Annotated in this window: 13 protein-coding genes; 6 read left to right on the top strand and 7 right to left on the bottom strand. The window is 69.2% G+C overall.

All coding sequences use genetic code 11. The features are described 5' to 3' along the window. Positions 1-39: 39 nt before the first annotated feature. Together E0H92_RS24125 and E0H92_RS24120 are read left to right on the top strand one after the other, a co-directional pair. Positions 40-666 (top strand): RNA polymerase sigma factor, encoded by a 627-nt coding sequence (locus E0H92_RS24125; RefSeq protein WP_131460053.1) that lies wholly within the window; start codon positions 40-42, stop codon positions 664-666. Beyond that, positions 644-1,102: a hypothetical protein gene (locus E0H92_RS24120; protein ID WP_131460054.1), complete on the top strand. Its 459-nt coding sequence runs from the start codon at positions 644-646 to the stop codon at positions 1,100-1,102. The genes E0H92_RS24125 and E0H92_RS24120 overlap by 23 nt, the downstream gene beginning before the upstream one ends. A gap of 1 nt (position 1,103) precedes the next feature. Here the strand turns inward: E0H92_RS24120 and E0H92_RS24115 are convergent, their stop codons facing one another. Next, a complete protein-coding gene (locus tag E0H92_RS24115) occupies positions 1,104-3,686 on the bottom strand; it encodes a CHAT domain-containing protein (RefSeq protein WP_131497797.1) in 2,583 nt (860 codons plus the stop codon). An 81-nt stretch (positions 3,687-3,767) separates the two neighbouring features. Between E0H92_RS24115 and E0H92_RS24110 the strand changes: the two genes are divergently transcribed. Continuing rightward, on the top strand, positions 3,768-5,231 hold the full coding sequence (locus E0H92_RS24110) for a S8 family peptidase (protein ID WP_131497796.1): 1,464 nt from the start codon (positions 3,768-3,770) through the stop codon (positions 5,229-5,231). A gap of 11 nt (positions 5,232-5,242) precedes the next feature. Then, positions 5,243-6,031, top strand: coding sequence for an alpha/beta fold hydrolase (locus E0H92_RS24105; protein WP_131497795.1), 789 nt, complete (start codon positions 5,243-5,245; stop codon positions 6,029-6,031). Here E0H92_RS24105 and E0H92_RS24100 read toward each other — a convergent pair. Genes E0H92_RS24100 through E0H92_RS24090 form a run of 3 tightly spaced genes read right to left on the bottom strand, consistent with a single transcriptional unit; the run spans position 6,028 to position 7,862 of the window. Beyond that, entirely contained in the window at positions 6,028-6,798 is a 771-nt protein-coding gene (locus E0H92_RS24100; protein WP_131460058.1) for an SDR family NAD(P)-dependent oxidoreductase, read from the bottom strand. The two genes, E0H92_RS24105 and E0H92_RS24100, sit on opposite strands and share 4 nt — an antisense overlap. Positions 6,799-6,831: 33 nt before the next feature. Beyond that, a complete protein-coding gene (locus E0H92_RS24095) occupies positions 6,832-7,338 on the bottom strand; it encodes a hypothetical protein (RefSeq protein WP_131497794.1) in 507 nt (168 codons plus the stop codon). Beyond that, a complete protein-coding gene (locus E0H92_RS24090; RefSeq protein ID WP_165549940.1) occupies positions 7,335-7,862 on the bottom strand; it encodes a superoxide dismutase family protein in 528 nt (175 codons plus the stop codon). The genes E0H92_RS24095 and E0H92_RS24090 overlap by 4 nt, the downstream gene beginning before the upstream one ends. A 143-nt stretch (positions 7,863-8,005) precedes the next feature. Between E0H92_RS24090 and E0H92_RS24085 the strand changes: the two genes are divergently transcribed. Both E0H92_RS24085 and E0H92_RS24080 read left to right on the top strand, forming a co-directional pair. Then, on the top strand, positions 8,006-8,536 hold the full coding sequence (locus E0H92_RS24085; protein ID WP_131497792.1) for an RNA polymerase sigma factor: 531 nt from the start codon (positions 8,006-8,008) through the stop codon (positions 8,534-8,536). Continuing rightward, positions 8,533-9,162, top strand: a complete 630-nt coding sequence (locus E0H92_RS24080) for a hypothetical protein (RefSeq protein WP_131497791.1) — start codon at positions 8,533-8,535, stop codon at positions 9,160-9,162. Before E0H92_RS24085 ends, E0H92_RS24080 begins: the two co-directional genes overlap by 4 nt. Before the next feature lie 13 nt (positions 9,163-9,175). On the opposite strand, the gene E0H92_RS24075 is transcribed toward E0H92_RS24080, so the two are convergent. The 3 genes from E0H92_RS24075 to E0H92_RS24065 all read right to left on the bottom strand — a co-directional run bounded on the left by E0H92_RS24075 (position 9,176) and on the right by E0H92_RS24065 (position 12,926). Continuing rightward, a complete protein-coding gene (locus E0H92_RS24075) occupies positions 9,176-10,087 on the bottom strand; it encodes a family 43 glycosylhydrolase (RefSeq protein WP_238173625.1) in 912 nt (303 codons plus the stop codon). Between the two features lie 371 nt (positions 10,088-10,458). Then, positions 10,459-11,871, bottom strand: coding sequence for a glycoside hydrolase family 32 protein (locus E0H92_RS24070; RefSeq protein ID WP_131497789.1), 1,413 nt, complete (start codon positions 11,869-11,871; stop codon positions 10,459-10,461). Then, positions 11,868-12,926 carry a LacI family DNA-binding transcriptional regulator gene (locus tag E0H92_RS24065; protein ID WP_131497788.1) on the bottom strand — a complete coding sequence of 353 codons (1,059 nt, stop codon included), beginning with the start codon at positions 12,924-12,926 and terminating at the stop codon, positions 11,868-11,870. The genes E0H92_RS24070 and E0H92_RS24065 overlap by 4 nt, the downstream gene beginning before the upstream one ends. Positions 12,927-12,942: the final 16 nt, after the last annotated feature.

Raw genomic sequence — 12,942 nt, 5'->3', positions numbered from 1 at the left:
GCGGTCCGTTCAGTAGGACTCGGCATCGAGGGGGCCGGAATGGAAGAGGAAGTCTCACCGGTCGCCGCCCTGGTGGCCGCCGCGGCCGATGGCGATCAGCAGGCGTGGAGCGAACTCGTGAGCAGATACGCACCGTTGCTCGTCTCCGTCATCCGGCAGTTCCGGCTGACGCAGAGCGAGACCGAGGACGTCGCGCAGACCGTGTGGCTGCGGCTCGTCGGGCACCTGGACAGCCTGCAGGAACCGCGGGCGATGCCGGGCTGGATCATCACGACCGCCCGCCGCGAGGCGCTCCGGTACCTGTCGTCCGGCCGCCGACTGCGCCCCGACGACCCGCTGGATCCCGCGTTCCAGGCGATCGCGGCGGACCTCGAGGAACCCGAGGAAGGTCTGTTCCGGGCCGAGCGGCACGAGGCGCTGCTGGCCGGGCTGGCCGAGCTGCCGCACCGGCAGCGCGATCTGCTGTTGCTGCTGCTCGAGGATCCGCGGCCGTCGTACGCCGAGATCACCGAGCGCACCGGGATCCCGGCGGGCAGCATCGGCCCCACCCGCTCACGCGCGCTCGAACGGCTCCGCAGGTCTCCGCGGGTCCGGGCGTACGTCGAATCCGCCGAGCGATCCGAGCCGTCAGGAGGTGATCACCATGACGCGGCGACGCTGGGATGACGACGATCGCCTCTTCGAGGATCTCGCCGAGGCCGTCCGTGCCACGCGACCGTTGGCGGAGGCGATCGCCGCGCAGGCCGAGGGCGTGCTGTCCTGGCGGACGATCGACGAGGACCTCCTGCAGGCGAGTCTGACCTTCGACTCCTCGCTCGATGCGACGGCCGCGACCCGGGCCGAACCCGGGCAGACGCGCTTGCTGGTGTTCACCTCCACTCCGCTGTCGATGGAGCTGGAGGTGAACCAGGACGAAGTGGTCGGCCAGATCCTGCCGCCCGGCCCGGGCGAGATCCACGTCGAGAACCCGGACGGCACGGAGTACACCGTCAGCGCCGACGAGTCCGGCTTCTTCGAGCTGCCGTCGCTGCCTGCCGACTCGGTCCGGTTGCGCTGCGACACGGCGACCGGCCGGGTGGTCACCGACTGGGTCCGGCTATGAGTCAAGCCCCGAGCGCGATGAAGGACTGTCCGGCCGTGCGCGCCGGCCGGTCGTCTCCGGCCGACACCCGTGCCTGGGCAAGTGCTTCGGCGAGATCATCACCGGCCCGCAGCCTCCCGTGCAGTCCGAGCATCAGCGGCACCGTCGCCGGATCGTTGACCGGTACGACGCTGGCCACCACGCCGGACGACCCGAGTGCCACCAGCGCACTGACCAGGCCCAGCAACTCGTCCGCGCCACTGGGGCCGCCGAGCGCGGAGCTGCAACTCGACAGCACGACTCGGTGCGGCGCGCGATCCAGCCGTTCGAGGTCGTACACCGTGAGCGGCCCGTCATCCACTTGCAGCGAGGAGAACAGCGGACTGTCCGCGCGGAACGTTCCGTGCGCCGCGACATGCACCAACGAAGCCCCGTCCATCGCTTCCAGGACTGCTTCCGCCGTCGCATCGCCCTCGGTGAGCACCACCGCGTCCGGGTACAGCTCGGACAGTCGTCGCACCTCCTCCGGTCCGGTCGACAGCTGCGGGCCACCGATCAGCACGACCCGCTCGGTCGCCGGCGGTACGGCGCTCCGGGCGCGCAGCCACGCGGCCGCCGACGGGGCCACCGAAGTCGGCCGATGCCGCAACGACGGCAGCAGACTCCACGGGACCGCATGCAGCCGACCGGTCGGTACGACGACCACCGGGCCGTCGGCCAGATGCTTGCCGACGTCGCCCAGGAGTGCCGTCTCCAGCCGGGCTCCGATGGCGTCCAGGTCGAGCCGGTCCTCGCCACGTCCGGTCGCTTCACGCCGCAGCGCGAACAACGCGTGCGACAGCCGGCGCGTCGCCTCCTGGGTCGGGCCGATCGACTCGAGGTGGACCCGGCCGCGCGCCGCCGTGATCGCGTACAGCTGGTCGTCGACGTCGGCGAGCTCGATCAGGCTGCGGTCCCCGAGATGAGCCAGCAGGTCTGCGCTGCGGAATTGGTCGGGCCGGTCGCCGATGGTGCCGGGTGTCACCAGAACTCTGCGGCGTACGGCGGCTTCCAGGCGTCGGCGTTCGCGATGCAACGGGGTGGGTCCGCGCCGATGGTCGTAGCTGGTCTCCAGCCGGTAGGTCAGGCTGCGCAGCGCCGTGAGGTCCGCGACCAGGCCGTCGTCCTCCTGCGGCCGGACCGGCGGGATCGCGAGCACTGTGGAGCGCCAGCGTTCGCTCCACTCGAGGACTTGGCGGGCGTTGCCCCGCTGGACGGCGTACCGCAGCGCGATCGCGGCGAGTTCGGCGCCCTGGGCGGTGGCGAGGACGCGAAGTTCCGTGGCGCCGAGGGTGTGCACGTAGACCTCGATGAGGCTCAGGCCCTGCCGGCAGGCGGCCAGCATCGCGCGCGCCCGGCCGTCGCTGTGATGGAGCGTGGCCTGGGCGAGCCAGCCGGCGCCGCGCGCTCGCAGGCCGCGGTTCCGGGCGGCCGCCGCGATGCTCAGGTGGCGTCGCGCCTCGGCGGACTCGGAACGGGCGAGAGCGAGCCTGCCAGTCAGCAGATGCGCCTCGGTCGCGAGGTCCGCGTCGAGTCCGTCGAGCTCGGCGCTGAGTCGTTGGCCGGCGTGCAGCAACCGCGCCGTACGTTCACCAGCCGCGTAGCGCGACTGCAGCAACACGAGCTCAGCACGCGCCGCCCACCACGGACGCTGCTGGCGGCGGAACAGCTTCATGGCGGCGCGACTACGGCTCTCGGCCAGCTCCAGAGCACCTGCGGCGTGGGCTGCCAGTCCGGCGCAGTACAGCAACTCCGCGCGTCGTGCTGTCGAGCCGCGCTGGTGCTCGAACCGCTCCAGCGCACTGTTGATCTCCGTGAGTGCGTCACGGGTCAGGCCGGCCGCCAGCAACACCACGCACTTGTTGGCGAACAGGTCCGGCTCCAGGACCCCGAGCTCGTCGACCACCCGTTGCGCGTCGTCGAGGTACAGCAACGCCGTCGGCAGGTCACCGCGAGCGAAGGCCGCGGCACCACGCGCCTGCCGGGTATCGGCGTACTCGACCTGTTGACCGCACTTCGCGAACAGCTCCTCGCTGCGGGCGTAGTCGACGTCGGCGCGCTCGATCGCGCCCATCGCGAGCAGCACCATCGCCCGATGGGTCAGCGCCCGCGCCTCCCACATCAGGTCACCGGTGTCGGTCAGCAACTCGACCGCCTGTTCGGCGTCGGCGAGCGCTTCGGCGTACCGGCCGAGCAGCGCTCCACGCACCCAGATCCGGCGGATCAGGATGCGGCCCGCGAGCGCCCCGGTCCGGCCCGGGACGATCGAGTCGAGCACGGACAGGCCACGTCGTGTCTGGCCGGCCATCACCAGCGCCACGCCGAGACTCGCCAGGATGTCCGCCTCGCCGTCGGGATCCGCGGCCTTGCGCGCATGCCGGTACGCCGCCTTGAGTTCGATCACCGCCTCGTCGATGTCACCGAAGTCGCGATGGACGACTCCCGCCGCTTTGTGGGCGGCCGCGGCGTCAGCGTCGGACGGGGAGTTCGCGAGGACCTGGCGGGCGATCCTCAGGGCGTCGGCAGGCCGCGACAGTGCGAGCGCATGCAACTCGTCGGCATCCAAGACTGCCCCCTCCCCTCTCCCGATCGTAATACGCCGTACCACCTTGTTTTTGGAAGGTTTCTGACCAACTAGGGGGACGAAATGCCAGCAGACCAACGCCTCAGGGACGCACTGCGCCTGATCCTGGAGGACGGGGGCGAACGCGGGCCGGAGCAGTGGCACGGCACGACGGCCGTGTATCCGGACAACTGGGAAGAAGTGGGGTACGTCGACTACTTCTACCGCCGGGACACGATCCTCGTCCGCGCGGACGACGCGGACCTGGTCTACAACACGCTCCGGGACGACGCGACACCGGAGGAGACGCGCAGCCCGATCATTCCCGAACCCGTCGCCATCGACGTACTGCCGGTGATCGACGGCGTCACCGCCCTGGTCTGGCGCTACGGCCGGGACTTCCGCCGGGTGAGCGAGGGACGGCCCGGGATGCTCGGCGGCTCCGAGTTCGGCGGCGAGTACGACGGGCGGTACAAGGACGACGATCCGCTGTCGGTGCCGAGCGTTCTGGCCGAGCTGGATCGGCGGGTCGGCCCCAACAAAGGGTCACCGGACCATGGGCTCGCGTACTGCGGCAACGGCCACCCCTGTCCCGCCACCGAGCCGGACTGCGTACCAGGCAACGCGGCGAGCCCGGAACCGCCAGTGAGCACCGGGATCTGTTGCGGAACGCGCGGATGGGACGGTCGCGACGTGTTCGTCGGTGTCGTCGACGGGGGCCTGGTCGACGGTGTGCAGGTGTGGCCGTGGATGGCGGGGGTCACCGGCGAGACCGAGGACCCGTTCATGGCGGGCACTGGACGCATCAAGCCGTACGCGTGCCACGGGACGTTCGTCGCCGGGTGTGTGCGCGTCGTGGCGCCGAAGGCGATGGTTCACGTCAAGAAGGCGGAGTACATCGACAACCGGCCGTACGCCGGGATGGCGTACGAGCACGAGATCATCCAGAAGATGAACGAGTTGATGGACTGCGGCGCGGAGGTCATCGTCTGCGAGTTCGACGGTTTCACGCGCTTCCATCGGCCGCTGCTCACCTTCAACACCTTCTACGACAGGCGTTTGCGGCACCTGAACGTCGTCATCGTCGCGCCGGCCGGCAACGACACGACGTACAAGCCGACGTTCCCCGCGGCGTACTCGTGGGTGGTAGGCGTCGGTGCGCTCTCCGCGGACGGCAACAGCCGCGCCTGGTTCTCCAACTACGGCGGTTGGGTCGACGTCTACGCGCCGGGCGTGGATCTGGTGAACGCCTTCGCTGTCGGCGACTACGAGTGTTTCGAGGATCCCGTTCCGCACAAGGTTCTGCATTTCGAAGGGCTGGCCAGCTGGAGCGGTACGTCGTTCTCCGCACCTCTCGTCGCCGGGATGATCGCCGCACGGATGTCCGCGACCGGCGAGAACGCCCGCCTCGCCGCGGAATCCTTGCTGCGCCTGGCCCGCAGTCAGGCGGCGCCAGGCGTCGGCCCGGTCCTCCATCCGCACCAGGTCTGCGCCACGCCCCGCAAGCCCTGCCACCCGGCGTGCGATTGCGGCTGTAGCGCGCGCTAGGGTCCGGAACCATGTTCAGTGTGCGAGGCAGGACCGCTCATCTGGCGTGGTACCGGACCGATGAGGCGGAGGCCGAGGTCGCGTTCCTGCACGGCTTTTCGGACTCCGCGCAGTGCTGGGAGCCACTGATCCGTGAGATGCCCGGGGTTCGGGCGCTCGCGATCGATGCCCGCGGGCACGGGGAGTCGGGGCTTCCGGACGAACCGATCCGCTATGAAGCTCACCGCGACGATGCCGCCCTCGTGCTGTCGGACCAGCCCCGGGACGGCGGCGTCGTCGTGGTCGGTCACTCGATGGGTGCGATGGCGGCCGCCCATCTGGCCGCATCGCGCCCGGACCTGGTCCGTGCGGTCGTACTGGAAGACCCGCCGCCCGGATCGCCTGGCGACCGGCTCGACGAACCGTGGTCCGAGCCGAGCTGGCTCGCGGATCTCCGCGGACTCGATCTGCCTGCACGGATCGCCCAAGGCCGATCCAACGACCCCGGCTGGGCCGACGACGAACTCGAACCCTGGGGCGTGTCGAAGGCACAGGTCAACCCGCGGCTGTTCGATCTGACGTTCCGCGACGCCGGCCCGCTGACCGGCCTGCTGGCCGAGATCACGTGCCCGGTCCTGCTGATCCACGGGGACACCGACCGCGGCTCACTGATCTCCGCCGAGTACGCCGAACGCTGCGCCGAAGCGGCCGCCGGTGAGTTCCGCGCGGCGCAGATCGCCGGCGCCGGACACTCGGTACGCCGGGACAACCGCACGGCGTACCTCGCGGAACTCACCGCATTCCTCGACCGATACCGCTAGTGGAGGGTGTAGCCGCCGTCGATCACCACCACTGAACCGGTCATGAAACTCGAGGCCGGTGAGGCGAGAAAGACGACGGTCGGCGCGATCTCTTCCGGTACGGCGTAGCGCTGCATCGGAGCGTCGTCGATCCAGCGCGCCTTGAACTGGGGCTCGTCGACCGGCGCCATCTCGGTCTTCACGTAACCTGGCGCGACGGCGTTCACGCGAATGTTCAACGGCGCCCACTCCGCGGCCAGGGACTTGGTCAGCTGATGGACCGCGGCCTTGGAGGCGTTGTACGCCGGCTGCCACTGGGGACGGTTCACGATCTGTGCGGAGATCGACCCGATGTTGACGATGGTGCCGCCGCCGACCGTCGTGAAGTGCCGCGCCGCCTCCTGACTGAGCTTCCACAGGCCGTCGACGTTCGTCGCGAAGACGCTGTCCCATTCGTCGTCGGGCACGTCGAGCGCCGGCCGGTGAACGCACGCCCCGGCGTTGTTGACCAGGATGTCGAACCGCCCGGTCGCGTCCACCGCCGCCTGGATCGCAGCCCTGCCGGACTCCCGGTCGTTCACGTCGAGGCCGACACCGACAACCGTCCGCCCGGTCTCCTCCGCCAGCCCTTCGGCCACCTGCCGCGAAGCCACGACGTCACGAGCCCCGATCACCACATCGGCCCCAGCCTCGGCCAACCCAGCCGCAAACGCACGCCCGAGCCCGCGATACCCACCCGTCACGAGCGCCGTCCGCCCCGCCAACGAGAACTTGTCGAGAACCCCCATCACACAACCGCTTCGATAGTCATCACACCATTGTCAGCTCACCGCGAACTGAGGTTGCTTCGGGATGCTGCGGATCGTGCGGGGGCGGTAGAGCTCCGCAGCGCCTGCGGCGAGGGTCAGGGACAGGACGAGGAAGCCGCCGTAGTGGTACCAGGGGTTGATCGGCTGGCCGCCGTCCAGGAGCCACAGTCCGAGTTCGCCGAGTCCGATGCCGGCCAGGCCGGTGACACGCGCCCATGGGTGGTGGAGATAGAGCAGACCACCGAGAGCGAACGCGGGCAGCAGGACGAGGCCCGGTCCGGCGAAAGTGACCAGGCAGAGTACGGCGAGCACACGCCACCAGCGTGATCGGCCGGCGCGACGTACGCCGTACAGGATTCCGAGGACAAGACCGGAGGTGCCGGTCAGCGCGAGGATGAAGCCGGTACCGGACCAGCTGAATCCCGGATCGGTCGAGATCAGCCGCATCCAGACCCGGGCCGCGGCTCCCCACACGACCCCGAGCCCGAAGCCGGCCGCGGCTGATCGCAGCAGGCTCACCATGACACCGGCAAGCAGGCCAGCCGCGGGCCGGCTGCACCGTGGTCGTCGGTCGGGTTCTGGTGGATCACGATCGCGCGCTCGCCCGGCGCGGGCACGAACGGAACCCCGGCGTACGCGTGACCGGTTCCGCCTGCCGTGACGGTGAAGTCGAGCCAGACCTCGGTCGTCTCGTCCACGCGCGGTGGTACCCGCCCGGCCAGGGCGTCGGTGTTGTAGTGCGGTCCGGCCGCCGCGCCGTCACCGGCGACACAGGGACCCACGTGCAGGTGAGCACCGAACGTCCGGCCCGCCTCCGAGCGGTCGATCCCTTGCACCTGCAGTCGTACGTCGGTGTGCCCGTCGCCGGCCACCATCACGAGCACAGCCCGGGCACCGTCGAGCGGACCCGCCGCGGCCGGGGCCAGGTCACTGAGCGCGCCGTACGCCGTCACCACCTCGGAGTGCGCTACCGCCGCGGGCGCGGTGGCGATTGCGGAGACCGCGAGAACTGCCGTCGTGATGAAAACCCTGAGACCTGTCATGACTCCCCCTCGATGGCCGATGCTGAATGCACGGATCACAACGACAGACGGCGAAGCGCCGCGGAACGGGTGACAGCGGAAGAACATTCCTTGCCTTGTCACCCGGTTCGCCCGCTCACCCGTCCGTAGAGGTGATGGGGGCTATGGGTGCGGCTGCGGACCTACCGGTCGGCGGCGTCCGGCGGGACGCCGACGCGCTCGTGGTCGCGCTGTTCCAGGCGGAAGCGGCACGCCTGGTGCAACTGGCGCGCTGGTTCGTCGACGACCGGACCGCGGCCGAGGACCTGGTCCAGGAAGCGTTCCTCCGGCTGGCCCGGAGCCAGCACCGGATCAACGATCCCGACCGCGCTGCGGCGTACCTGCGCTCGATCGTCATCAACCTCGCCCGGGACCACAACCGTCGCGGTCTGGTGTCGCTCCGGCACCGCCTGCCGGCCGACCCCGACGACCGGTCGGCCGAGGACCACGCGGCTGCCGACGAGAGTCGCCGTGAGGTCATCGCGGCCCTCCGCGCGCTACCCCGCCGGCAACGCGACTGCGTCGTACTGCGGTACTACCTCGAACTCTCCGTCGGCGACATCGCCGGGACGCTCGGCCTGTCGCCCAACTCGGTGAAGACCCACCTACAACGCGGCCTGCGGTCGCTGAAGACTGTTCTGGAGGTCAAGGGATGACACGACGCCCCGAAACTCCCGGCGAGCCCTCCGAGGTCGAACGCCGGCTGTACGACGCGCTGGATCCGGCGGCCGCGCGACCACCGGCACCGGACCTGTTCGACCGGGTGCTCGGCAGCATCGCCGACGACCGGATCCGCCGGCGCCGGATCGTCCGCAGCACCGCCACCCTGACCCTCGCCGTCTTGTTGCTGACAGCAACCGTCCTGATCTTCACGCCGCGGACGGGAACCGGAGACCTGCTGCTGGACTGGTGGGTCCTGGAGCTGTTCACCGACGTACTGCTGATCGGCCTGGCGCTGTGGCTCGGCCCGTTCATCAAACGGTTCGGCCGCGCGTACGCCGCCGACGTGTTCCACGACAACCCGCAGACCGGTAAGAGCTACATCGTGCTGACCGACATCGTGTACTACCTGATCTTCACCGCGTACATCCTGTTCACCGTCAGCTTCCAGCCCCGGGAGACGTGGAGCATCGTCGTCACGGCCTCACAGGCCGGCTTCGAGGCCGGCCGGATCGGCGGGATCCTGCTGATCATCGCGGTCCTGCACGGCCTGAACATCGTCCTGATGCCCGTCCTGGGTCGGCTGTTCTCCCTCAACCGGAAGATCTCCGGCCGATCGTGAGAACGCCGTGGCGTCAGGCGAGGTAAGGGATCCCCTTCGAGGTCCACTTGACTACGCCGGTGTAGGCCTGGCGCTTGTTCGAGTCCTTCACGCCGTTGTGGTTCGCGTCGACGTACGCGTGGAACGCGATGCGCGTCGTACCGCCGACGTTGATGACGGTGGCGCCGCCCGGTCCGCAGAGGCGGGTGGACCTGGTGGTCATCAGGGTCTTGACGCGGGTGAACCGGCCGCCCCAGAAGGTGTTCGCGGACCACACGTCGGTGTTGTAGGAGCAGTTGATGTAGTCGCCCCGGGAGGCGAACAGCCACACCTTGCCGCCGTGCGCGATCACCGACGGGCCCTCGATCCGGGTCGAGCTGACGATCTTGGCGATGCTCTTGCCGACCACGCGGGTCCCTGTCTGCGTGTCCATCTGGACCGCGCGGATCTGGAAGCCGGACGCGTTGCGGTAGTCGCTCTTGTAGATCAGGTACCGCTTGCCGTCCTTGGCCCGGTACGCCGCCGGGTCGATCGCCTCGTACCCGCGCGAGACCCACGGCGAACAGACGACCGGCTTGGAACCCGGCGTGTAGTTCCCGGCCGGATGGCGCGAGGTCGCGACGCCGATGCAGTGCACGTGCCGGGACGCGGACTCGCCGGTGAAGTACATGACGTACAACGCGCCACGACTGTCCGAGCTCTGGAACACCTCGGGCGCCCAGAGCAGCGGCTTACTGTGATCGACCCACGCCGGGATCGCCGCCATCGACTTGTGCACCGCCGACCAACCACCGCTCGTCGTCCAGCGCGCGCCGTACCCCGCGCCGGTCCGGAACAGGTAGTACTTCGACCCGAAGTGCGCGAACCCGGGGTCGGCAAAGTCCTCGACCCCGACCCGCCGCACACTACTCGGCCCAGCAGCAGCCTGCGCACTCCCCGGCTGCACAACAGCCAACCCCACAAGAGCAAGAACACAAACCCCAACAGACAAACGACGCACAAGAACCTCCACAAACCCGGGCGGACGAGGCCCCCGCAACCTAACCCACCCACCGGGCCAACAGAGGTATCGAGTAGGTCGGCAAGGAGTAGAACAAAGAAGAAGAACAGAGAAAGAAGAGATCTTGGAGTGGCGGCTGGCTTCAGCGATCAACTGGAAGTTTGACTGACCTCGGCAGCCGGAGCGGGGCAGGCGAGGTTGGGGAGGATCTTCTACCCGATTCGGCGCATAACTCTCCCCAAGTCCGGCGCCCAGTCAAGCCTCCGCCCGACCGGTGAAGCCGGCCACCACTCTGAATCTCTTTCCTTGTCTTTTCTCTACAGCGTTGGGCGTGAGGCTGTGAGTTCTACGAGGTTTGCGGTGCCGTCGGTGACGAAGAGGCCTAGGTGGCCTGGGCCCAGGTTGTAGCGGCGGAAGGTTAGGGCGACTTGGTTGTTGACGACTGCGTGGGCGGTGGTGCCGTTGAGTAGGACTTGGATGGTGTGGCGGCCGGGTGGGAGGGGGCAGGGGCGTTCGAGTTCTACGGCGTGCGGGACGTCGCCGTCGACTTGCCATTGGGCGGGGCCGGTTCGGCCGCGGGGCCAGGTGTCGAGGACTATGCGGTGGCGTTGCGGTTCGAGGCGTACGGCGGTGGCGTGCTCGCCGTCCGCGCTGGCGTGTAACAGCAAGCCGAACGCCTGCGTTCCTGCGTCGACGTCGACGGTCAGGGTGATCAGGCAGTCCTCGGGAACGGCGTCACCGATCCAAGCGGCGTACCGGTCGACCGCCGGCTCGACGTCGAGCTTCACCTGCTGTACGTCGGAATACGCCGCCACAACCTCCGCGGGGAGACCGAACGCCAGCGTCCCGTCGTCCTCCTGATGTGCTTCGAGTACGGCGAGATCACCCGCCCACTGCCACCGCCCGGCATCGGAATCCCCTTGTTTCGTGGGGATCCAGCCGATGAAGAACCGGCGCCCCTGGAACGACACCGACTTCGCCGCGTAGAACGCCCGCCCGTCAACGGTGTCCCGCCCCGGCGCCAACCACGGACCAGAAGGCCCGCGCGCGATCCGGTAGCGCGTCTGGAACGCGTCAGTGAACTCGGAGTACACCAAGTACCACCAGTCGCCCCACTGAAACACGTCCGGGCATTCCTGCGTGACGAACCGGTGCGGCTCCCACAACGGCTCCGCGAGAGTCCACTGCTCCAGGTCGGTCGACGTCAAGCGCGCGACGACACCACACCGGCGATCGGGCGCATCGACGTACCGTGCGGCCAGGACCATCTGCCACGGCTGATCGGCTCCGGTCCGGTAGACGAACGGATCCCGCCAGTCCTGCGGCACAAAACCGGCGGGCGCGCCGAAAGTGAGTGAGGGTTGCTTGGTCCACTGCGTCGGATCGCCGTCACTGACCGCGTGACAGACCACCTGAAACGAGCCGTCCTCATCGCCAAGCCGCGGATTGTGGCCGGTGTAGAACAGGTGCAACCGAGACCCATCGGCAACCACACTGCCCGTGTAGCAGTCGAAATCGGCCGCATCCCGATCCCCGGCCGGCAGTACGACGCCGTGGTCCGTGTATTCCACGAAGTCCGTGGTGGACACCAACGCCCACGGCATCCCGCTCGCTCCCGCGGTCGGGTCCTCGGGACGCTCGTCCAGCAAGTAGAACAACCAGATCCGCCCGGCATGACTGAACGGGATCACATCACCGACGAAGCCCGATGACGGCCGCCAGTGAATCATTTCGCGGTCCCCCGTCGGCGCCGGCGTGGCGGATCGCCGACCGATTCCCGCTCGATCAGCTCGCAGTCGACGATCACCCGCTCGGGCGCGCCGTCCGGACCGGCCAGCAGGAGCTCGCCGGCCCGTCGGCCCAGCATCAGGTGCGGCAGCGCGGCGGTGGTCAGACCCGGCCGGACCTGATCCGCGACATCGGGCTGGTCGTCGAAACCGACGATGCTGAGGTCTCGCGGGCATTCGAGCCCGAGCGCATGCAGGGCGAGCAGCGCGCCGATCGCCATCCGGTCGTTCCCGCAGACCAGAGCCGTCGGGGCATGCTCGGTGATCACCTCGGTCGCCAGGTCGTACCCGTTCCCGATCTGGTAGGTGCCGTACCGGTGCACGAGGTCGGCCGGACGTAGCCCCGCCGCTCGTGCCGCGTCGTCGAATCCGCGCCGGCGCTCCTTGCAGGCGTAGTCGTTGCGCATACCGCCGAGGAACGCTACGTCGCGATGCCCGCGGTCGAAGACGGACGCCGCCGCGGCGCGCCCACCGGCATACTCGTCGGCCAGCAGGATCGTTTCCGCGGGCCCCTCCTCGGGCCAGCAGTTGACGAAGATCGTCCGGATCCCGTCGAGCCGCGGGCTGCGGTGCAGCGGCTTGGGCGCGAGCGACGCGTACACGATCGCGGCGACCCCTTGGCCGACCAGGCTGGCCACCGCGTCGTCACCCTGCCCCGGGTCGTCGGTCGTGTCGACGACCATGCACACGTAGCCCGCCGGCTGGACGACCTGTTGCAGGCCGAGCACGATCAGACCGGCGTACGGCTGGGAGACGATCCCGCTGGTCACGACGCCGACGGTGAACGACTTGTTCGACCGCAACAGCTGGGCTGCCCGGTTCGGGACGAAGTCGAGCTCGGCCGCGGCCTGGAGCACGCGCCGCCTGGTTTCCTCGGCGACCGCGACGTCTCGGCGGTCGTTGAGCACGAACGAGACGGTCGGCTGGGACACCCCCGCACGCCGCGCGACATCGGTCATCGTGACGCGCTTCGGCCCGTCGGCCGGCTTCCTCGGCATCGGTCCCCCTCCACGG

Source organism: Kribbella speibonae (assembly GCF_004331375.1).
GTDB classification, from domain to species: Bacteria; Actinomycetota; Actinomycetes; order Propionibacteriales; family Kribbellaceae; genus Kribbella; species Kribbella sindirgiensis.
The sequence above is the reverse complement of the archived record's forward strand: the minus strand, read 5'-3'. Positions and strand labels throughout refer to the sequence as shown.

Coding starts and splice junctions, on each gene's coding strand:
- E0H92_RS24110 (WP_131497796.1), top strand. CDS start 3,768: ATGCCAGCAGACCAACGCCTCAGGGACGCACTGCGCCTGATCCTGGAG.
- E0H92_RS24100 (WP_131460058.1), bottom strand. CDS start 6,798: ATGGGGGTTCTCGACAAGTTCTCGTTGGCGGGGCGGACGGCGCTCGTG.
- E0H92_RS24125 (WP_131460053.1), top strand. CDS start 40: ATGGAAGAGGAAGTCTCACCGGTCGCCGCCCTGGTGGCCGCCGCGGCC.
- E0H92_RS24090 (WP_165549940.1), bottom strand. CDS start 7,862: ATGACAGGTCTCAGGGTTTTCATCACGACGGCAGTTCTCGCGGTCTCC.
- E0H92_RS24080 (WP_131497791.1), top strand. CDS start 8,533: ATGACACGACGCCCCGAAACTCCCGGCGAGCCCTCCGAGGTCGAACGC.
- E0H92_RS24120 (WP_131460054.1), top strand. CDS start 644: ATGACGCGGCGACGCTGGGATGACGACGATCGCCTCTTCGAGGATCTC.
- E0H92_RS24065 (WP_131497788.1), bottom strand. CDS start 12,926: ATGCCGAGGAAGCCGGCCGACGGGCCGAAGCGCGTCACGATGACCGAT.
- E0H92_RS24085 (WP_131497792.1), top strand. CDS start 8,006: ATGGGTGCGGCTGCGGACCTACCGGTCGGCGGCGTCCGGCGGGACGCC.
- E0H92_RS24105 (WP_131497795.1), top strand. CDS start 5,243: ATGTTCAGTGTGCGAGGCAGGACCGCTCATCTGGCGTGGTACCGGACC.
- E0H92_RS24070 (WP_131497789.1), bottom strand. CDS start 11,871: ATGATTCACTGGCGGCCGTCATCGGGCTTCGTCGGTGATGTGATCCCG.